The 20,844-nt window shown below is 73.7% G+C and carries 16 protein-coding genes; 8 read left to right on the forward strand and 8 right to left on the reverse strand.

The annotated features are described in order from the left end of the window. Window positions 1–152 precede the first annotated feature (152 nt). On the forward strand, window positions 153–674 hold the full coding sequence (locus ACFQ8T_RS19180; RefSeq protein ID WP_430548075.1) for an ATP-binding protein: 522 nt from the start codon (window positions 153–155) through the stop codon (window positions 672–674). On the opposite strand, the gene ACFQ8T_RS19185 is transcribed toward ACFQ8T_RS19180, so the two are convergent. The 5 genes from ACFQ8T_RS19185 to ACFQ8T_RS19205 form a co-directional block, all read right to left on the reverse strand. Further along, window positions 659–2,104 (reverse strand): rhamnulokinase family protein, encoded by a 1,446-nt coding sequence (locus ACFQ8T_RS19185; RefSeq protein WP_430548076.1) that lies wholly within the window; start codon window positions 2,102–2,104, stop codon window positions 659–661. The two genes, ACFQ8T_RS19180 and ACFQ8T_RS19185, sit on opposite strands and share 16 nt — an antisense overlap. Continuing rightward, entirely contained in the window at window positions 2,101–4,179 is a 2,079-nt protein-coding gene (locus ACFQ8T_RS19190) for a bifunctional aldolase/short-chain dehydrogenase (protein WP_430548077.1), read from the reverse strand. The genes ACFQ8T_RS19185 and ACFQ8T_RS19190 overlap by 4 nt, the downstream gene beginning before the upstream one ends. A gap of 68 nt (window positions 4,180–4,247) precedes the next feature. Continuing rightward, entirely contained in the window at window positions 4,248–5,153 is a 906-nt protein-coding gene (locus ACFQ8T_RS19195; protein ID WP_430548078.1) for an alpha/beta hydrolase fold domain-containing protein, read from the reverse strand. Window positions 5,154–5,155: 2 nt separating this feature from the next. After that, window positions 5,156–6,337 carry an L-rhamnose isomerase gene (gene rhaI / locus ACFQ8T_RS19200; protein WP_430548079.1) on the reverse strand — a complete coding sequence of 394 codons (1,182 nt, stop codon included), beginning with the start codon at window positions 6,335–6,337 and terminating at the stop codon, window positions 5,156–5,158. 254 nt (window positions 6,338–6,591) lie between these two features. After that, entirely contained in the window at window positions 6,592–6,966 is a 375-nt protein-coding gene (locus ACFQ8T_RS19205) for an L-rhamnose mutarotase (RefSeq protein WP_430548080.1), read from the reverse strand. Window positions 6,967–7,078: 112 nt separating this feature from the next. Here ACFQ8T_RS19205 and ACFQ8T_RS19210 point away from each other — a divergent pair, with 112 nt between their 5' ends. Beyond that, window positions 7,079–8,098, forward strand: a complete 1,020-nt coding sequence (locus tag ACFQ8T_RS19210; RefSeq protein ID WP_430548081.1) for a LacI family DNA-binding transcriptional regulator — start codon at window positions 7,079–7,081, stop codon at window positions 8,096–8,098. A 207-nt stretch (window positions 8,099–8,305) separates the two neighbouring features. Here the strand turns inward: ACFQ8T_RS19210 and ACFQ8T_RS19215 are convergent, their stop codons facing one another. Next, window positions 8,306–8,965: a GntR family transcriptional regulator gene (locus tag ACFQ8T_RS19215; protein ID WP_430548082.1), complete on the reverse strand. Its 660-nt coding sequence runs from the start codon at window positions 8,963–8,965 to the stop codon at window positions 8,306–8,308. A 140-nt stretch (window positions 8,966–9,105) separates the two neighbouring features. Continuing rightward, complete coding sequence (locus ACFQ8T_RS19220; RefSeq protein WP_430548083.1) at window positions 9,106–9,270, reverse strand: LPXTG cell wall anchor domain-containing protein; 165 nt, start codon at window positions 9,268–9,270, stop codon at window positions 9,106–9,108. A 98-nt stretch (window positions 9,271–9,368) separates the two neighbouring features. Here ACFQ8T_RS19220 and ACFQ8T_RS19225 point away from each other — a divergent pair, with 98 nt between their 5' ends. The 6 genes from ACFQ8T_RS19225 (at window position 9,369) to ACFQ8T_RS19250 (ending at window position 20,052) form a co-directional block, all read left to right on the forward strand. Beyond that, window positions 9,369–10,703 carry a nucleotide sugar dehydrogenase gene (locus tag ACFQ8T_RS19225; protein WP_430548084.1) on the forward strand — a complete coding sequence of 445 codons (1,335 nt, stop codon included), beginning with the start codon at window positions 9,369–9,371 and terminating at the stop codon, window positions 10,701–10,703. 41 nt (window positions 10,704–10,744) lie between these two features. Then, window positions 10,745–12,139, forward strand: coding sequence for a glycosyltransferase (locus ACFQ8T_RS19230; RefSeq protein ID WP_430548085.1), 1,395 nt, complete (start codon window positions 10,745–10,747; stop codon window positions 12,137–12,139). A 245-nt stretch (window positions 12,140–12,384) separates the two neighbouring features. Further along, window positions 12,385–14,469 (forward strand): beta-galactosidase, encoded by a 2,085-nt coding sequence (locus ACFQ8T_RS19235; protein ID WP_430548086.1) that lies wholly within the window; start codon window positions 12,385–12,387, stop codon window positions 14,467–14,469. Next, window positions 14,466–16,832: a hypothetical protein gene (locus tag ACFQ8T_RS19240; protein WP_430548087.1), complete on the forward strand. Its 2,367-nt coding sequence runs from the start codon at window positions 14,466–14,468 to the stop codon at window positions 16,830–16,832. The genes ACFQ8T_RS19235 and ACFQ8T_RS19240 overlap by 4 nt, the downstream gene beginning before the upstream one ends. A gap of 189 nt (window positions 16,833–17,021) precedes the next feature. Then, window positions 17,022–18,728 carry a ribosomal protection-like ABC-F family protein gene (gene abc-f / locus ACFQ8T_RS19245; RefSeq protein WP_430548088.1) on the forward strand — a complete coding sequence of 569 codons (1,707 nt, stop codon included), beginning with the start codon at window positions 17,022–17,024 and terminating at the stop codon, window positions 18,726–18,728. 67 nt (window positions 18,729–18,795) lie between these two features. Further along, window positions 18,796–20,052: an ATP-binding protein gene (locus ACFQ8T_RS19250; RefSeq protein WP_430548089.1), complete on the forward strand. Its 1,257-nt coding sequence runs from the start codon at window positions 18,796–18,798 to the stop codon at window positions 20,050–20,052. Here ACFQ8T_RS19250 and ACFQ8T_RS19255 read toward each other — a convergent pair. Further along, complete coding sequence (locus tag ACFQ8T_RS19255; protein WP_430548090.1) at window positions 20,024–20,800, reverse strand: alpha/beta fold hydrolase; 777 nt, start codon at window positions 20,798–20,800, stop codon at window positions 20,024–20,026. The genes ACFQ8T_RS19250 and ACFQ8T_RS19255 overlap by 29 nt on opposite strands. Between the last annotated feature and the right edge of the window lie 44 nt (window positions 20,801–20,844).

The raw sequence follows: 20,844 nt of genomic DNA on the forward strand, positions 1-20,844 counted from the left end.
GGCCGCGCTCACCACGACGTTCGTCACAGCGCGCGCGGGGGCGGCCTCGGGGCAGTAGGGTCGACGACGGTTCAGGCCGCTGTCGCGGCCCTCGGAAGGCACCCATCCCCCGTGGCCACAGGAGGCTGCTGCATGGTTCCGGACGTGCGCCGGTGACGCCGGTCGAGGCCGTCCCCGTCGGGCGGCTCGACGTGGTCGGGGCGTGGGCCGTACGCACCGTCGACGACCTCGCGGACGTGCGCGCGGCGCTCGAGGCGCGCCTGCCGTGCGACTGCCCGGCGGCGCAGGTGGGCCCCACCGCGGACGTCGGCGGGCTGTCCGGCCGCCAGCGCATGGTGCTGGTGGCGAGCGAGCTGGTGGCGAACGCCCTGGAGCACGCCCGGCCGCCCGTGGTCGCGCGGCTCCTGTGCGACGGCGACGTCGCCGTCGTCGACGTCGCCGACCACAGCCCGGACGCCCCGCCCGTCGTCCCGCACGACCGGGAGCCGGGCGAGGGCGGCCACGGCCTGCGCCTCGCGAAGACGATCGCCGACGAGGTCGGCTGGTACTGCACCGACCGCGGCGAGAAGCACGTGTGGGCGCGGTTCACGACCGCCGACCGGGCGCCCGTCGACGCGCCGCAGGGCCTGGCGACCCACGGCGCGGCGTCCGGCGGGTTCTACCGCGGGGCGTAGCGCTCGGGCGTGAACGCCGCGGCGACGAGCGCGCGCAGGTCCTCCAGGCCGCCGTCCACGAGGCCTCGGGCCCGGGCCTGCACCAGCAGGTTGCCGATGGCGGTGGCCTCGACGGGGCCGGCGACCACGGGAAGCCCGGAGCGGTCCGCCGTCGCCTGGCACAGCAGCGTGTTCTGCGCGCCGCCGCCGACCACGTGGATGGCCGAGACGGTGCGCCCGGCGAGCCGCGCGGCCGTCGTGACGGCGTCCGCGAACGCCTGCGCGAGGCTCTCCACGATGCTGCGCACGTACTCCCCGCGGGTGGCCGGCACGGGCCGGCCGTGCTCGCGGCACCAGTCGGCGATCCGCCCGGGGATGTCGCCCGGCGGCAGGAAGCGCGGGTCGTCGACGTCGAAGACCGCGACGGGCGCGGTGACGTGCGCCGCCTCGGCCAGCAGCTCCTGCAGGGTGCTGGAGCGCTGGGCCGCCGTGGACTCGCGCTCCCAGGTGCGGATCGACTCGCTGAGCAGCCACAGCCCCATGACGTTGTGCAGGAAGCGCGTGCGGCCGTCGACGCCGCCCTCGTTGGTGAAGCCGGCGAGGCGGGCGTCCTCGGAGAGCACCGGCGCGTCGAGCTCGAGGCCGACCAGCCCCCAGGTGCCGCACGAGACGTAGGCGACGTCCCGGTCGGTGGCGGGCACGGCGACGACGGCGGAGGCCGTGTCGTGCGAGCCGACGGCCGTGACCTCGAGCGCCCGGCCGACCAGCTCCGCGACGTCGGGGCGCAGGGCCCCGAGCGACGCCCCCGGGTCGACGAGGGGCGGCAGGATCCCGGCCGGGATCCCCACGAGGTCGGCGAGGCCCGTGTCCCACTCCCCCGTGCGCGCGTCGAGCAGACCGGTCGTGGAGGCGTTGGTGCGCTCCGCGACCTCGGCCCCGGTGAGCCAGTGGGCGAGCAGGTCGGGCACCAGCAGCAGCCGGTCGGCCAGGTCGAGCAGCGGCCCCTCCGTGGCCAGCTGGAACACCGTGTTGAACGGCAGGTGCTGCAGCCCGTTGCGCGCGTACAGCGCCGCGGCGTCCACGCGCGCGTGCACGCGCTCCACGCCGTCCGCCGTGCGCGCGTCCCGGTAGTGGTACGGCACGCCGAGCAGCCGGCCGCCGCGCAGCAGGCCGTAGTCCACGGCCCACGAGTCGATCCCGACGCCCAGGATCTCCCCCGGCGCCTCGCGCTCGGCCGCGGCCAGCCCGTCCACCACCTGGCGGTACAGCTCCAGCAGGTTCCAGTGCAGGCCGTCGGGCGTACGGACCGGGTCGTTGGGGAACCGCGCGACGTGCTGCAGCCGCAGCCCCTCGCGCCCGCCGAACCGGCCCAGGATGACGCGCCCGCTGGTGGCGCCCAGGTCGACGGCGGCGAGGGTGCCCTCCGCCGTCGAGGGGGTCGTGCCCGTCACCGCAGGAACGCCTGGGCCACGCCGGCGTCGACGGGCACGTGCAGGCCGGTGGTGTGCGAGAAGTCGGACGTGCACAGCGCGTAGACGGCGTTGGCGACGTGCTCGGGCAGCACCTCGCGCTTGAGCAGCGTGCGCTGGGCGTAGAACTTGCCCAGGTCCTGCTCCTCGATGCCGTACGTCTTGGCGCGGTTGGCGCCCCACCCGGAGGCGAAGATGCCCGAGCCGCGCACGACGCCGTCCGGGTTGATGCCGTTGACCTTGATGCCGTGCTCGCCGAGCTCGGCGGCCAGCAGCCGCACCTGGTGCGCCTGGTCGGCCTTGGTGGCCGAGTACGCGATGTTGTTCGGGCCCGCGAACACGGAGTTCTTCGACGAGATGTAGACGATGTCGCCGCCGAGCTTCTGGTCCACGAGGATGCGCGCGGCGTTCTTGGCCACGAGGAACGAGCCCTTGGCCATGACGTCGTGCTGCAGGTCCCAGTCCGCCTCGGTGGTGTCGAACAGCGACTTGCTCAGCGACAGGCCGGCGTTGTTCACCACGATGTCCACGCCGCCGAAGGCGAGGACGGCGTCGGCGAGCGCGGCCTGCACGGCGGCCTCGTCGGCGACGTTCGCCGCCAGGCCGACGGCGACGTCGGTCGAGCCGAGCATCTCGTTGATCTCAGTCGCGGCGGCCTCGGACTTCGCCAGGTCCAGGTCGGCGACGACGACGCACGCGCCCTCCGCCGCGAGGCGGGTCGCGATGGCCTTGCCGATGCCGGAGGCCGCGCCGGTGACGAACGCGATGCGGGTCGCGAGCGGCTTGGGCTTCGGCTTGCGCTGGAGCTTCGCCTCCTCGAGCGCCCAGTACTCGATGCGGAACTTCTCCGACTCGTCGATCGGGGCGTAGGTGGACAGGGCCTCCGCGCCGCGCATCACGTTGATCGCGTTGACGTAGAACTCCCCCGCCACGCGCGCCGTCTGCTTGTCCGCGCCGTAGGAGAACATGCCCACGCCGGGCACGAGGACGATCGCCGGGTCCGCGCCCCGCATGGCGGGCGGCTCCTCGCCGCGGGCGCGGGCCTCGGCGGCGCCGCGCTCGTAGTACGCGGTGTAGTCGGCGCGGTACGCCTCGTGCAGCTCGGGCAGCCGCTCCACGATCTCCTCGACCGTGGCGGTGGCCGGCAGGTCCACGACCAGCGGCTTCACCTTGGTGCGCAGGAAGTGGTCGGGGCAGCTGGTGCCCAGCTCCGCCAGGCGCGCGTGCTCGGCGCTCGCCAGGAAGTCGAGCACGACGTCGGCGTCGGTGAAGTGCCCCACCTGCGGCTTGTCGTGCGACGCGACGGCGCGCAGGTGCGGGGCGAGCGCGGCGGCCTTGGCGCGGCGCTCGTCGTCGGGCAGGGCGCCGAAGCCGTCGAGGGGCGGGCCGAAGGGCTCCGGCGCACCGTGCTCGGCGATGTACGCGGCGGCGGTCTCGATGATCCACAGCGAGCTCGCCTCGGACTCCTCGGCCGTCTCGCCCCAGGCCGTGATGCCGTGCCCGCCGAGCACCGTGCCGATCGCGTCCGGGTGGGCGGCCTTGATCTCCGCGATGTCGAGGCCGAGCTGGAAGCCGGGACGGCGCCACGGCACCCACACGACCTTGCCGCCGAAGATCTTCTGCGTCAGCTCCGGGCCGTCGACGGCGGTCGCGATCGCGATGCCGGCGTCCGGGTGCAGGTGGTCCACGTGCGCGGCGTCGACCAGGCCGTGCATGGCCGTGTCGATGCTCGGGGCGGCGCCGCCCTTGCCGTGCAGGCAGTAGTCGAACGCGGCGACCATCTCGTCCTCGCGCTCCACGCCCGGGTACACCTCGGTGAGGGCGCGCAGGCGGTCGAGCCGCAGGACGGCGAGGCCCTTCGCGGTGAGGGTGCCGAGGTCGCCGCCGGAGCCCTTGACCCACAGCAGCTCGACGTCCTGCCCGGTGACCGGGTCCTTCTCGATCCCCTTGGCGGACGTGTTGCCGCCGGCGTAGTTCGTGTTGCGCGGGTCGGCGCCCAGGCGGTTCGACCGCGCGACGAGGGCCTCCACGGTCGGGTTGACGGTCTGCTTCGTCATCGGTGCTCCGGTGGTCGGTCCGTCGGCCGACGGACGGGGGTGGGTGCGGTCAGAGGGGTCGGGGGGGTTCAGCGCGCAGGCTCGTGCGAGGCGCCGACGAGGGCGTCGGTCGTGAGCCACGCGGCGATCCGCGCGAGGCTGCGCGCGCAGCCGGGGTGGTCGGGCTGGTTGAGGTGGCCGTGCGTGGTGCCGTCCTCGCGGACGAGCAGGACGTCGACCCCGGCGGCGGACAGCTCCGCGGCGTACGCCTCGCCGGACGAGCGCAGCCCGTCGCTGTCCGACGTCAGGACGAACGTCGGCGGCAGCCCGCGCAGGTCGTCCCCGGCACCGCCCGGGAACGCGTACGGCGACGCCGGCCCGTCGGCGTGCCCGAGGTAGTTGTCGTTCATCGCGGCGACCAGCTCGGGCGGGAAGCTGCCCCCGATGGCCTCGACCTTGGCCGCGAGCTCGTCCGGGTGCGGCGGCAGGGCGTAGTGCGCCACCGGGTAGGCGAGCACGGTGCTGCGCACCGGCGTGCCGGCGTCGCGCAGCCGCAGCGAGGCGCCGGCGGCGAGGTTGCCGCCCGCGCTCGCGCCGCCGATCGACCAACGCTCGGGCGCCACGCCGAGGTCGGCCCCGAGCGCCCAGTCGTACGCGAAGCCGACCTCCTCGGAGGGCACCGGGAAGCGGACGCCCTCCGCGCTCACCCGCCCGGCGCGGGCGCCGGACCGGACCGCTTCCTCGTCGAACGGGAGGACCCGGCGGTAGTCGACGCTGACGACGAGCACGCCGGACGCCGCCAGCGCCCGCGCGACGCCGTCGGCCTCGGGCATGTCGAGGTCGCCGTGCATGAAGCCCCCGCCGTGCGCCCACACGAGGCCGGCGACCGGCGTCGTCCCCGGCGTGTAGACCCGCACCGGGAGGTCACCGTGCGGGCCGTCGACAACCCTGTCGACGACGGTGGTCTCAGCCGTCGCCCCTGCCGTCGTCGTCATCCTCAGGCGCCCCAGCCGGCCTGCTGGCCGCCGACGCGCTCGGCCGCGATCTGCGCGAGGTAGCCCGACGCCGCGAACGCCTTCATGGGCTCGGGGTCGAGGCCCTGCTCGGCGCGCAGGTCGGCGAGCAGGCCGCGCACGTCGGTGTTGTAGGCGTCCATGAGCGCCCCGTTGGCGCCGAGCACGTCGCCGGAGCGCTGGGCGGCGTCGAGCGCCTCGGCGTCCACCAGCAGCGCCTTGGCCGTGGCCTCCTGGACGTTCATCACGGAGCGGATCTGGCCGGGGATCTTGTCCTCGATGTTGTGGCACTGGTCGAGCATGAAGTTCACCCCCGACTCCGGGCGCAGCGCGTCCGCCTGCACGATCTCGTGCATGATCCGGAAGAGCTGGAACGGGTCCGCGGCGCCGGCCATGAGGTCGTCGTCGGCGTAGAAGCGCGAGTTGAAGTCGAACGCGCCGAGGCGGCCCTGACGCAGCAGCTGCGCCACGATGAACTCGATGTTGGTGCCGGGCGCGTGGTGGCCCGTGTCGAGCACGACGTTCGCCTTCTCGCCCAGGGCGAGGCAGTGCAGCAGCGACGTGCCCCAGTCCGGCACGTCCGTGTGGTAGAACGCCGGCTCGAAGAACTTGTACTCGAGCACCATGCGGTGGTCGTCGTCGAGCTGCGCGTAGATCTCCGCGAGCGACTCGGCGAGCCGGTCCTGGCGGGCGCGGATCGAGTCCTGGCCGGGGTAGTTGGTGCCGTCCGGCAGCCAGACCTTCAGCTCCTTGGACCCCGTGGCACGCATGACGTCGATGCACTGCACGTGGTGGGCGATCGCCTTGCGGCGCACGGCCGGGTCGGAGTGCGTGAGGGAGCCGAGCTTGTAGTCGTCGTCCTGGAACAGGTTCGAGTTGATCATCCCGATGGTCACGCCGTGCTCCTTGGCGTGCCGGGCCAGGTCGGAGAAGTCGTCGACCAGGTCCCACGGGACGTGCAGCGACACGCGCGGCGCGATGCCCGTGTAGCGGTGCACCTGGGCGGCGTCCGCGATCTTCTCGTACGGGTCGCGGGGGGTGCCGGGCGTGCCGAACACCTTGAACCGGGTCCCCGAGTTGCCGAACGCCCACGAGGGCAGCTCGATCGTCTGCTCGCCGAGTGCCTTGCGCAGCCGTGCGTCGAGCACGGGCGTCGTCGCCGTCATGTCTCCTCCTCGTCCGCGCTCCCTCGCGCGGTGCTGGTGCGGCCGGCGGGGCGACCGCGCTTTGAATCGTTTCATAGCCTAGGTGGGGCGCGAGGCGGCGTCAACCGTCTGCGCATCTTCGAACCCTCGCCCGCCGACGTGTCAGGGCCAGGAGCACGTAGACGTGAACGTAGTCCTGACGACTCGCGAGCGCTGGGAGCCGTCAGGGCCGAGAGCAGGCTTATGTGTGCGAGGTCCTGACAGGTCGCGGGCGGTCAGTCGGCGCGGCGCGCGGCCTCGAGCTGGGACTCCAGGTGGAAGACCTCCTCGAGCTGGACGAACCCCTCGTCCGGTCGCCCCTCGGCCGGCTCGAAGAAGTCCTTCATCGCGGCCTGCCAGCGCTCGTTCACCTCGCGGGCGGCCATGTCGCGCTGGGCGCGCTCGTAGTCGTCGGTGCGCAGGACGCCGACGAGCAGCCCGTCGGCGCCGAGGAACAGGCGGTAGTCGTGCCAGCCGGTGTCGGCCAGCGCCTCGAGCATCTCGGGCCAGACGGCGGCGTGGGCCGCCTTGTACTCCTCGAGCCGGTCGCGCCGTACGCGGGACACGAAACAGACGTGCGTCGTTGCGCCGTCATCGGTGAAACGGTTCATAGCATGAAACCTAGCAACACGAGACGGCGCCGGGCAGCAACCGGACCGGCGCCCAGGTACCTCTACGCTGGAGCCCAGGCGCGACGACGCGCCCGAACCCGAGGAGCAGCCCATGACGACGACCGCCCCCCGCCGCCGCGCGTCGATCAGCGACGTCGCGCGCCAGGCCAAGGTGTCGGTCGGCACGGTCTCGAACGTGCTCAACCGTCCGGACCGCGTCTCCCCGGCCACGCGCGAGCGGGTGCTCGCCGCCATCGACGACCTCGCATTCGTGCCCAACGGGTCCGCGCGCCAGCTCCGCGCCGGCACGATCACCACGGCGGGAGCCATCGTGCTCGACGTCTCCAACCCGTTCTTCACCGACGTGGCGCGCGGCATCGAGGACCGCCTCGAGGAGGCGGACTACACCCTCATGCTCGCCAGCTCCGACGAGAAGCCGGAGCGCGAGGCCCGCTACCTGCGCCTCTTCGAGGAGCACGGCGTGCAGGGCGTCATGGTCGTGCCGGCCACGCAGGACCTCGAGCACCTGGAGACCCTGCGCGCCCGGGGGCTGCGCGTCGTGCTGCTCGACCGCCCGTCGCCGGTCGACACCCTGTCGTCGGTGGCCGTCGACGACCGCGCGGGCGCCGCCGCCGCCGCGCGCCACCTCGTCGACCTCGGGCACGAGCGGATCGCCTTCCTCAACGGCCCGCACACCATCCGCCAGTGCGCCGACCGCAGCGCCGGCCTGCACGACGCGCTCGTGGAGCTCGGCCTCGACCCCGCCGAGGCACTGGTCGAGATCACGATCTCCACCCTCAACGCCGACGGCGGCCAGGCCGGCACCGAGCAGGTGCTCGCACTCGCCGAGCGCCCGACGGCCACGATGTGCGTCAACGACCTCACCGCCCTCGGCGCCCTGCGCACGCTCCGCGCCGCCGACGTCCCCGTGCCGTCCGGCATGGCGGTGGTCGGGTACGACGACGTCACCTTCGCGGGCGAGCTGGCCACGCCGCTGACGTCGGTGCGCCAGCCGACGCACCAGCTCGGCCACCGCGCGGCGGACCTGCTGCTGGACCCGGACGACGTCGTCGAGCAGGTGACGTTCCAGCCCGAGCTGGTGGTCCGCGAGTCCACCATCGGCGTCGGCTGACCCCACCGCCTCGACTGTCGACCGTGCACCGCGCTCAGGGCGCACCGGCCCACGGAGCACCGGTGGGTGCTCGGCGGGCCGGACGTCGAACGCCTCGAGCGGGCAAGGAGAACTCACCCGGAACAACCGGGTTCATCGGCTGGGGACGAGCGCGGGTGCCGCGATGTGACGGCTCGCGTCGGCGAGCCGACCGCAAGGCGGCCGCCGTCAGTCGTTCGCGAGCATCTGCTCCGTGAAGTAGTGCCAGTACGCCCTGACGATGGTCTGAAGCAGATCGGCGTCGCCCTCGCGGACCGCCGCTGAGATCGCCGCGAGCTGCTGGGCCTGCTCCAGATGCACCAGGAGGCCCTGCCTGGCGAACACGAGCCTCTGGATGTGGGGCCGTAGTGCGGACGTCAGTGTCGCGAGCACCGCGTTGTCTGCTCGCGCGATGAAGAAGTCGTGCAGCTCGATCGCCCGAAGCGGGTAGTCCTCGGGCGAGGAGAGCGCGGTCCGCAGCTGCTCCTCGCTGAGCGTCTCGAGCCAGCGCACGTCGTGGTCCGACAGCCGCGGCAGGGCGAGGCGGCTCGCGTAGCCGACCAGTTCGGCCAGGACGTCGCCCACCTGCCTGAGATGGTCGGGGTCCAGGTCCGCCACCCGGCTGCCGCGGTTGACCTCGATACGGAGCAGGCCGCTCTCGGCCAGTCGGCGGAACGCCTCGCGTACGGGGGTGCGGGACACGCCGAGGAGCTGCCCCACCTCGGACTCCTTGACGACTTCGCCGGGGGCGAGCTCGCCCGAGACGATCGCGTCGAGCAGCACCTGGTACACGCCGTCGACGAGGGCGCTCGTGGCGGGAAGGGGACGGCGGGGTGGACTGAGCGGCACGGTTCCTCCATCGGTTCGGGACGAGACTAGAGGCTGGAGCGCGGCGGGCCGTGTCGGGCCTGCCGAGCACGCGGGGTTCCGGGTACGACGGCGGGCCGACGCCCGAGGGCGGCCGGCCCGCTGTGTGTGCACTGCTCGCGTCATCCGCGTCGTGCCGCGCGCCTGCTCCGCACGCGCAGCAGGACGGCACCGGCGAGGACCAGCCCCGCGGCGGCCAGGACGAACCAGCCCAGGCTCGCCTGTACTCCGGTCATGGCCAGCACTGCTGCGCCACCACCGGTCACCATCGGCATCCCGTCGCTCATGATCTGTGTCACCTCCTCTTGTTTGTATCCGTGTATACATGCATACTAAAGGTGTCAGCACGAAGAGTTCAACCCCGAACCTCGAAAGAAGCGCGATCATGACCACCGTCACCACGACCCGCCCGGCCACCACCCCGACGGCCGTCCCCGCGACCGCCCCGCGCGGCGCGACCGCCACGTTCGACCTCGCCGTCGTCGGGCTCGGCTATGTCGGCCTCCCGCTGGCGCAGGAGGCGAGCACCTCCGGCCTGCGTGTGGCCGGCTTCGACATCGACGAGGCCCGGGTCGACGGGCTGCGCGCCGGCCGCTCGGCGGTGGACGACATCAGCGACGACCAGGTCGCCGCGATGGCGGCGGCGGGCTTCGTCGCCGACACGGACGAGCGGCTGCTGCGCCGTGCCCGTGCCGTCGTCATCTGCGTACCCACGCCCCTGGGAGCCGACGGCGGGCCGGACCTCTCCGCAGTCCGCAGCGCCGTCGTGACGGTGGGTCGCAATCTCCAGCCGGGCACGCTCGTCGTGCTGGAGTCCACCACGTTCCCGGGCACCACGGAGGACATCGTGGCCCCCATCCTCTCGGAACAGTCCGGGCTCACGGCCGGTGCCGACTTCCACCTCGCCTTCTCCCCCGAGCGGGTCGACCCGGGCAACGGCACCTTCGGCGTCCGGAACACGCCCAAGGTCGTCGGCGGTCTCACCCCGGCCTGCACCGACCGCGCCACCGCGCTCTACTCCGCGTTCGTCGACCGCGTCGTGCCGGTGTCCTCACCCCGCGAGGCGGAGACCGCGAAGCTCTTGGAGAACACCTACCGCCAGGTGAACATCGCCCTCGTCAACGAGCTCGCCCAGGCGTGCCACGACCTCGGCATCGACGTGTGGGACGTCATCGGAGCCGCGTCCACCAAGCCCTTCGGCTTCCAGCCGTTCCGGCCCGGCGTCGGCGTCGGCGGGCACTGCATCCCGATCGACCCCATGTACCTCAGCGCCCACCTGCGCGAGCAGACCGGCCGGCCCCTCCGCATGGCGGAGCTGGCGCAGGAGATCAACGTCGGGATGCCCGCATACGTCGCGCGCCGCAGCCAAGACCTGCTCAACGACGCGGACATCACCCTGCGAGGCGCCCGGGTGGTCCTCCTCGGCGTCGCGTACAAGCGGGACATCTCCGACGACCGTGAGACGCCCGCCCGCCCCCTGGCCCAGGCGCTGCTGAGCCACGGCGCCCAGGTCGAGTACCACGACCCGCACGTCTCGGCCTGGGACGAGCCCGGTGTCCGGCGCGTCGACGACGAGGACCTGCGCGCCGCCGTCGCCGAGGCCGACCTCGTCATCCTCGTCCAGAAGCACAGCGCCTACGACCTGTCCGGCCTCGCGGCGACGGCGCAGCGCTTCTTCGACACCACCGGAACGCTCGACCAGGCCTCCGACCGGCTCTGACCACGTCCATTCCACTCGATACGTCATCGCCGGAGAGCATCATGACCGCACCATCACAGGAGCACGCGCCCCTCGGCGCCACGCGGGTCCCGGGCCGCGTCCGCTGGGTCCTCGTCGCCGGGGCGGGGCTCGACATCGTCTGGGCCACCCATCGGCTGGCCTTCCTCGTGACCGGCCACAGCCCGGTGCTGTGGGTGTACGTCGCCGGCATGGCCTTCCTGGTCTGGCAGCTCGCAACCGCCGCCTTCGACCGACCTGCCGTCGCGTCCCCCGACGGCGCGGCGCGCCTGGCCGCCGCGCGGGTCGCCGTCCTCGTCCCGGTCTACAACGAGGCCGACGACATCCTGCGCGGCAACCTCGAGGCGCTGCTGCGCCAGACCCACCCGCCGGCCGCCGTCTGCGTCGTCGACGACGGGTCCACCACGGGCGACTACGCCACGGTGCGGGACTGGTTCACCGAGGCCGCGTCGCGCGCGGGCGTCACCTCGACCTGGCAGCGGCAGGAGAACGGCGGCAAGCGCAGCGCCCAGGTCGCCGGCGCGCGCACCTACCGGGACGCCGACTTCTACGTCACCGTCGACAGCGACACCCAGCTCGACGTGCGGGCGATCGAGGAGAGCCTCCAACCGTTCGAGGACCCCCAGGTCCAGTCGGTGGCGGGCACGATCCTCGTCACCAACTACCGCACCAACGTCCTGACCCGCATGCAGGAGGTCTGGTACCTGTCCATGCAGATGGTCGACCGTGCGGCGCTGTCGCGGGCCGGCGCCGTCCTGGTGAACTCCGGCGGGATGGCGACGTATCGCGCCGCCATCCTGTGGGACCACGTCGACGAGTACCTGACCGAGACCTTCCGCGGGCGTCCAGTACACACCTCGGACGACAGCCTGCTGACCCTCTTCGCCCAGCAGCGGGGGCGGACGGTCCACCAGCCCAGCGCCTTCGCGTTCACGGCGATGCCGTCCACCTTCGACGGGCACCGGCGCCAGCAGCTGCGCTGGATGCGGGGGTCCTTCCTGCGGTCGGGCACCCGGCTCCGCAGCCTGCCCCTCGGACGGTTCTCCTACTGGTACCACGTAGCCAGGTGGGCACAGTACGCCGCCGCCACCGTCGCCCTCGTCGTGGTCCTCGCCTCCGGCGCGCTGTTGAACCCCATGACGATCCTCCTGGGCGCGTGCATCGTCGGGAGCGTCCAGCTCATCGTCGCCTCGACCTACCTCGCGCTGCGGCGCAACGACCAGACGACGGGCCAGCGACTGGCCGTCTTGGCCTGCGCCCCCCTCGTCGGCCTGTGGTCCGTGACCTTCCTGCGTGTCTTGCGCTGGTACGCGATGGCCACCGTCAGCAACGTCTCCTGGGGAACCCGGCAATCGGTCGAGATCACGGGCAGGGAGGCGCCCGCCCAGCGGCCCGTCCTGGCGCTCGACGACGCGTGACGCCAAGCCCGGTCCTGTTGCGGCCGGGTGTTCGGTGGCACAGGGGCCGTGCGCGCTGGTGTACCCATCGCGGCAGCGCGCGAACCTGCGCCGGTCGGGCTCGAGCTATCGATGCGGTGGGCGACGGTGACCGGGTGGTAGGGCGGCGGTGGTCGCTGCGGCCTGGCGTCATGCCCGGCGACGCTGGTGCAGGCGAGCCACGGCAAGCGCTTCCCCATTGAATCGATACATGAAAGACTCGGGTCATGCGACGACGCACGACACCGGAGTCCACCCCGACCCCCCGCCCCTGGAACGCCGGCCTCGACGGTCTCGGCTTCGGCGGTGACTACAACCCCGAGCAGTGGCCCCAGGACGTGCGCCTCGAGGACCTCGAGCTCATGCGCGAGGCGGGCGTCACCATCCTCAGCGTGGCGATCTTCTCCTGGGCCACGATCGAGCCGCGCGAGGGCGAGCTGGACTGGACCTGGCTCGACGAGACGATGGACCGGCTGCACTCCGCCGGCATCCGGGTCGCGCTCGCCACCGCCACCGCGTCGCCGCCGCCGTGGCTCACCCGCAAGCACCCCGAGATCCTGCCCCGGCTGGCCGACGGCACCGTGCTGCAGCAGGGCGGCCGCCAGGCCTACGCCGTCACCCACCCCGTCCACCGCGACTACGCGCTGCGCATGACCACCCGCATCGCCGAGCGCTACCGCGACCACCCGGCGCTCGCCGTCTGGCACGTGGACAACGAGATCGGCTGCCACGTGCCGCGCGACTACTCGGACTCCGCCGCGGCGGCGTTCCGCGACTGGCTCCGCGCGCGCTACGGCACGGTCGACGCCCTCAACGAGGCGTGGGGCACGGCCTTCTGGTCGCAGCGCTACGGGTCGTTCGACGACGTGCTGCCGCCGCTGGTCGCACCGACGTTCGCCAACCCGACGCAGCAGCTCGACTTCCACCGGTTCTCCTCCGACACGCTGCTCGACTACTACCTCGACCTGCGCGACACGCTGCGGGAGATCACGCCGGACGTCCCTGTCACGACCAACCTCATGGCGACGGCGCACTGCCGGGGCATGGACTACTTCTCGTGGGGGCCGGAGCTCGACGTCGTCGCGAACGACCACTACACGTACCCCGCGGACCCCGAGCGGCACGTGGACCTCGCGTTCTCCGCCGACCTCACGCGCGGCGTCGCGGGCGGCGCGCCGTGGATCCTCATGGAGCACTCGACGTCGGCCGTGAACTGGCAGCCCCGCAACACGCCCAAGGCCCCGGGCGAGATGCTGCGCAACTCGCTGCAGCACGTGGCCCGCGGCGCGGACGCGGTGATGTTCTTCCAGTGGCGCCAGTCGAAGGCCGGCGCCGAGAAGTACCACTCGGCGATGGTGCCCCACGCCGGCCGGGACTCCGACGTCTGGCGCGACGTCGTCACGCTCGGCCGCGCGCTGCGGGCGCTGGGCGAGGTGCGCGGCTCGCGGGTGCGGTCGCGCGCGGCCGTCGTCGTCGACTACCCGTCGTGGTGGGGCTCGGAGCTCGACTCGCACCCCACGCAGGACCTGCGCTACATGGACCAGGTCCAGGCCTGGTACCGGGCGCTCTGGCGGCTCGGCGTCACGACCGACCTCGTGCCGCCGGGCGCCGACCTCGACGGCTACGACCTGGTCGTGCTGCCCACGACGTACGTCGTCACGGACGCCGACGCCGCGAACGTCGCGGCCGCCGCCGAGCGCGGGGCGACCGTCGTCGTCACCTACTTCTCCGGCATCGTCGACGAGCACGACCACGTCCGCCTCGGCGGCTACCCGGGCGCGTTCCGCGACCTGCTCGGCGTGCGCACCGAGGAGTTCCACCCGCTGCAGCAGCCCGAGTCGGTCCGCGTGGTCGGCAAGGCCGTCGGGGGCGAGGCCACGGCCGACCTGTGGACCGAGAAGACGCACGTCGCCGACGGCACCGAGGTGGTCGCGTCGTACGACGACGGCGCCCTCGCCGGGAGCCCGGCGGTCACCCGCCGCGAGGTCGGGGCGGGGCGGGCGTGGTACGTCGCGACGCGGCTCGACGACGCGGGCCTGGGCGCGCTCGCCGAGCGCCTCGTGGCCGAGGCAGGCGTGGTGCCCGACGTCGTCGCGCCGGCGGGCGTGGAGGTCGTGCGGCGGTGGGCCGACGACGGCGCGACCGGTGCCGCGACATCGTGGCTCTTCGCCATCAACCACACGGACGCCGACGCGACGCTCGGCACGCCGGGCGCCCCGGTGACCGGCACGGAGCTGCTGAGCGGCGACGCGGTCGAGGGCACCCTCGCCGTGCCCGCCGGCGCCGTGCGCGTGGTGCGGGTCGACGGATGACCGACCCGCACCCACAGCGGCCTGGGGCCGGGCCGGTGGGGCCGTACGCGTTCGTGTTCTGGAACGACGACCTGGACGACGACGTCGTGCTCGCGCAGCTCCGGGAGATCGCGGGCGCGGGGTTCGTCGGCGTGACCCTGAGCGCGCGCGTCGGACTGAGCCGGCGGGTGGGTTACCTGACGGACGAGTTCCTGCGGCTGGTGCGCGTCGCGGTCGACGAGTGCGCGCGGCTGGGGCTGGCGGTGATGCTGTACGACGAGGCGTCGTACCCGTCCGGCTCCGCCAACGGCGCCGTCGTGGCGCGCGACCCCGCGTTCGCCGCCCGGTGCCTGGTGCCGGTGACGCACGACGTCGACGTGCAGGTCGGCGCGCCGACGGGCGACCCCGCGGACGCCGGGTACTGGAGGCCCGCGCTGGGCCGCGACCTCGACGCACGCCTGCTCGCCGTCGTCGCGCGGCGCGTGGACGGCACGGACGACGACGCCGTGCTGCTGCCGGTGCGCGCGCCGGGGCTGGTGCGGCTGGACCTGCCGCCCGGCGCGTGGCGCGTCACGGCGGTGTTCGACGCGGCCAGCGGGGGCACGATCCGCGGGGCGCACGCGGAGCAGGACGACGGGTCGGCGCTCGCGCCGCCCGCGGCGGACCTGCTGAACCCGGACGCCGTCGCGGCGTTCCTGGAGCTGACGCACGACGCCTACGCCGGCGCGCTCGGGGAGCACCTGGGCACCACGGTGGTCGCGATGTTCACCGACGAGCCGTTCCTGCTGGGCCGCGGGCACCGGCCGCTCGCCCGCCCGTACACGCCGGGCCTGGAGACAGTGGTCGCGGCCGCCCTGGGGATCAGCGAGGCGGACGTGCTGCGCCGGCTGCCGGAGCTGTGGGACGGCGAGGGCACGCGCCCCGGCGGCACGGACCCCGGCGCCACGGGGTTCGTGCGCGACTGGGAGGACGCGGTCCGGGCGCGGCTGCACCGCGTGTACTACGACGCGCAGGCCGCGTGGTGCGCCGCGCGCGGCCTCGCGCTGACCGGGCACCCTGCCGAGCCGGACGACCTGGGCACCGCCGCGCGCCTCCACTGGCCCGGGCAGGACACGGTGTGGCGCTGGGTGCTGCCCGGCGACGATGCCGCGACCAGCGGGCTCGACGGCCCGGAGAGCACCGCTCCGAAGGTCGCGGCGAGCGCCGCCCGCTCCCGGGGCGGGGTGCCGGCGGTGACGGAGGTGCTCGGCGCGTACGGCTGGCGGCTGAGCCTGGACGAGGCGCGCTGGCTGCTGGACTGGTACCTGTCGCGCGGGGTGACGACGCCCGTGCTGCACGCGTTCTTCTCCTCCGTGCGCGGCGGGCGGGCGTTCGAGAGCGAGCCCGACCTGGGCCCGTGGAACTCCTGGTGGCCGCACCTGCCGCCGCTGGTCCGGTACGTGCTGCGGGTGGCGCAGCTGCTCGACGCCGCGCCCCCGGTCTGGCCGGTCGGCGTGCTCAGCCGCGCCGATGCCGCGCCGTCCGGCCCGGTCGTCCGGGCGCTGCTGAAGGCGCAGGTCGACTTCGGGTACGTGGACCGCGACGACGAGCGCGCGGCCGCCGGCTACGCCGTCCTGCTCGACCCGGCCGACGGCGTCCCCGACGTCGTCACCCTCAAGGAGGATCTGCGCGCGGCCGGCGCCCCGGTGGTGGAGGCCGAGCCCGCCGCGCCCGACCTGCGAGCCGTGGTGCTCTCCGGCGGCGCGGGGTACGTCGTCTTCCACGAGGGCGAGGCGCCGATCCGCTCCTGGCTGCGGCTGCCGTCCGTGCCCGACGACGCGTGCTGGTGGGACCCGTTCACCGACGCTCGGCACGCCGTCGAGCGCGACGACCACGGCCGCGTGCTCCTGGAGCTGGCGCGTCGCCGCACCCTGGCCCTGGTCCCGGCCGCCGGGCACCCCGTCGCGACGGTCGGCCCGGCGGAAAGGCGCCGCGTCGAGGTCACCGGCTGGCGCGGCACGGTCGAGCGCGTGGTCGGCGACCCGGACGCGATCGCGGACGGCCCCGCCGACGTCGTGCCCCCGGAGCTGCGGCTCGGCGACTGGACCCACGTGCCCGGCCTGCGCCGGCTCTCCGGGTCCGTGCGTTACACGGCCGAGGTGGACGTGCCGGACGGCGTGGTCACGGCACGCCTCGACCTGGGCGAGGTGGGGGACGCCGCCACGGTGAGCGTGGACGGCGTCGTCGCCGGGCACGCGCCGGCCGCGCCGTACGTCGTCGACCTCGGCGCCCTCGCGCCGGGCTCCCGCACCGTCGAGGTGCTGGTGAGCAACAGCGCCGCGAACTGGTACGAGGGCGACCGCCGCCCGTCCGGGCTGATCGGCCCGGTCACCCTGACCTGGTGACCACCCGGGCGTGGTGGGCAATCCCCTGGCGGCGGCGGACGGTGGTGCGTAGGGTCACGGCGATGGGAACTCTGTGAGCACTCCGGCGCCGACGCGTCGAGCAGGCACGACCGCGCTGCTCCGCGTCGGCGTTCGCACGCCCGCCGTCCTCCACGACCGCCGACGCCGGCGACGGAAGGAGTCCCGCCCGTGGACCCGTCACAGCTCACCCTCACCGACATCACCCTGCGCTACGCCGACCGCGTGGTGCTCGACCGCCTGTCCCTGACCGTCTCGCCGGGCGAGCGCGTCGGCGTCGTCGGCGACAACGGCTCCGGCAAGTCCACCCTGCTGGCCGTCGTCGCCGGCCTTCTGGAGCCACAGAACGGCACGCGGGTCGTGCGTGCCCCGGGCGGGCTCGGCCACCTGCCGCAGACCCTCGACCTGCCACCTGCCAGCACGGTGGCCCACGCGATCGACCACGTCCTGGCGGACGTCCGCGCGCTCGCGGCGGAGGTCGCCGCGCTCGAGGACCGGCTCGGGACGCTCGACGGCGCCGCCCTGGGCGACGCGCTGCGGCGGTACGCGGAGCTCACCGCGCGCTTCGACGCCCGCGACGGCCGCGGCGCCGACCGCCGCGTCGACGTCGCGCTCCACCGCCTCGGGCTGCCCGGCCTGGACCGCGACCGGGCGCTCGGCACCCTGTCGGGCGGTGAGCGCTCGCGCCTCGCGCTGGCGGCGACGCTCGCCGCCGACCCCGAGCTGCTGCTGCTCGACGAGCCGACCAACGACCTCGACGACGACGCCCTCGACTGGCTCACCGAGCGGCTGCGGTCGCACGACGGCACCGTCGTCGCCGTGACCCACGACCGCGCGTTCCTCGCGGACCTCACGACGACGCTCGTCGAGGTCGACGGCGGTCGCGCCCGGCGCTACGGCACCGGGTGGTCGGGGTACCTCGCGGCGAAGGAGGCCGAGCGCGAGCAGCTCCGGCTGGCGTACGAGCGGTGGCGCGCGGACCTCGACCGGCAGCGGCGGATCGCGGCCACCAACGTCGAGGCGATGGAGCAGATCCCGCGCAAGGTCCCCATCGCGTCGTTCGGGTCGGGGGCGTTCCGCCTGCGGTCGCGGGCGCACGGCGCCACCGGGCGCATCCGCAACGCCAAGGAGCGGGTGCGGCGCCTCACCGACGACCCGGCCGCACGGCCCGCCGACCGCGCCGTGTTCCGGACGGACGTCGCCACCGCCGCGCCCGTCGGCGCCGGCGGGGGCGACGGGACCGTCGAGCTCGACGGGGTCGAGGTGCGCGGCCGGCTCTCCGTCCCCCGCCTCAGGGTGGCCGCCGGCGAGCACCTGCTGGTGACCGGGCCGAACGGCGCGGGCAAGAGCACGCTGCTCGGGGTGATCGCGGGCGAGGTCGGGCCGGACGCCGGGACGGCCCGGGCCGCGGGCGCCGTCGGTCACCTGCGGCAGACGGCCGCGTCCCCCTCGGGCGACGGCCGTACCGTGCTGCACGCGTTCGCCGCCGGGCGTCCCGGCGACCTGGAGGAGCACGCGGAGGCGCTGCTCGCCACGGGCCTGTTCCGCCCCGACGACCTGCCCCGGCCGGTGCGCGAGCTGTCCCAGGGGCAGCGGTCCCGCCTCGAGCTCGCGCGGGTCGTCACCACCACGACGGACGTGCTGCTCGTGGACGAGCCGACCAACCACCTCTCCCCCGCGCTCGTCGAGGAGCTGGAGAGGGCGTTCGCGGAGTTCGACGGCACCCTCGTCCTCGTCTCCCACGACCGCCTGATGCGCGAGCGCTTCCGCGGCCGCCGCCTGGTGCTCGACGACGGCGCGATCGTCGCCGACAGCTGCCGTGCCTCGTCACCTCCCCTCCGCGACGCCCGCGTGGATCGCCGGACGCGGGATGTGTGAATCGCCGGATGATTAATGTGTGGATGGTAGGTTAGAGCCTGTGAACAGCTCCGATACCCGCCCCTACGTGCGCCGCCTGGTCGACGACGAGCTCGACGAGCTGGTGGCCGGCCTCCCGGCCATCGCGCTCCAGGGCGCCAAGGGCGTGGGCAAGACGGAGACAGCACGCCGGCGGGCCGATCACCTGGTGCGATTCGACGTCGACCAGGAACGCGCCGCGTTCGCCGCCCGTCCGTTCGACCTCGCCCCTGACGGGACGACCCTCCTGGACGAGTGGCAGCTCCACCCGACCTCGTGGGACCAGGTGCGGCGCGCGGTCGACGCCGGAGCGCCCCCGGGCTCGTTCCTCCTGACCGGGTCGTCCGCACCTCCCGGCGCTCGTATCCACTCGGGCGCCGGGAGGATCGACACCATCCGGATGCGCCCACTCACGCTGAGCGAACGCGGGATCGTGGAGCCGGCGATCAGCCTGGAAGACCTCATGTCCCGCTCCCGGCCCCCGATCGACGCCAGGACGAATATCGGGTTGGAGGAGTACGTCGACGAGATCTTCGCCTCCGGTTTCCCCGGCATCCGTCGCTTGCCAGCCCGACTCCGCGAGGCACGGCTCGACGGCTACGTCACGCACACCATCGAGCGTGAGTTCGTCGAGCAGGGGACCACCGTCCGCCGACCTGCCTCCCTCGCCGCTTGGCTACGGGGTTACGCCGCAGCCACGGCGACGACAGCGTCCTACTCGCGCATCCTCGACGCAGCCACGGCCGGGCTCCCGGACAAGCCGAGCCGCGACGCGACGACGACGTACCGGGACGTCCTGCTACGCACCTTCGTCCTCGATCCCGTCGAGGCCTGGATCCCGGTGTACAACCCGCTCAAGCGGCTCGCCCAGGCTCCCAAGCACATGCTCGCCGACCCCGCGCTCGCCACACGACTCCTGGGTCTCGACCGGGACGACGTCATCTCTGGACGCGACGACGTCCGCATCGACGGCCGCGGGGGATCGATGCTCGGTCCCCTCTTCGAACACCTGGTCACCCAGTCGGTCCAGACCTACGCCCAACGCATCGGTGCTCGTGTCGCCCACCTCCGCATTCAGGACGGCCGACACGAGGTCGACATCATCGTGGAACGCGGCCGCCGGGTCGTCGCCCTCGAGGTCAAGCTGGCGACCACCGTGGATGACCGCGACGTCCGGCATCTGCGGTGGCTCCGAGAGCAGCTCGGGGACGACCTGGCGGATGCCGCGGTGATCACCACTGGGCAGATCGCCTACCGTCGCCCGGACGGGATCGCCGTCATCCCGGCGGCGTTGCTCGGCGCGTAGGCGCGCGCCGCTCCTCGCGTCGGAGGTCACGTGGCGGGTGGTGCCGCTCCAGAAAGCGCACGACCGAGGGCCAGACCGCCTCCGGGTGACTGATAGGCGCGGCGTGCCCGACGCCTGGGACCTCGTGATACTCCGCATCCGGGATGGCTGCCGCGACCTCTCGGGCGCGCGCGGCGAACGTGTCGGTGTCGAACTCGAAGCCCATGACCAGGCAGGGTTGCGTGACCTGGCGGAGGGCCTCGAGCCGCTGCTGATACGTCGCGATGAACGTGCCGGCCCGACGCCGTTCCGCGGGATCGGCCTTCACGGCCCAGCCGCCCTGCGACGTCAAGGCTCGGACGAAGCCGTCATCGGCCAACCGCTCCGGCGGGAACGACGTCAGGAGACGCATCACCGCCCGAAGGTCGTCCGAGCCACCATCGACGAGGTGATCCCACGATGCCTGGAGCAGCTTGTCGATCTCGTTCTGGCGTCCGTAGGTGGCCAGCAGTACGGCGGCCCTCACCCGCGCGCCCACGGCCAGCGCGACCTCCTGCGCGATCGCGGCGCCCTGCGACCATCCGACCAACGCGACGGGCTCGGGTCGACGTCGGACGAAGTCCCCGACGCACGCGACGACGCTCCGCCAGTCGAGGCCGTCCGGACGGTGGGCGAAGGTCGTGACCTGGTACCCGAGCGCCAAGAGCTCTTCACGGACCCCGGCAGACCAGGCGACCGGGTCGGCGAGCGGGTTGCTGAGGAAGACCACCTCGGGGCCAGTGCCCCAGGTTCGGGACGTCCCTCGATCGTCGT

It is taken from the genome of Isoptericola sp. NPDC056618 (assembly GCF_042792715.1).
GTDB lineage: Bacteria > Actinomycetota > Actinomycetes > Actinomycetales > Cellulomonadaceae > Isoptericola > Isoptericola nanjingensis.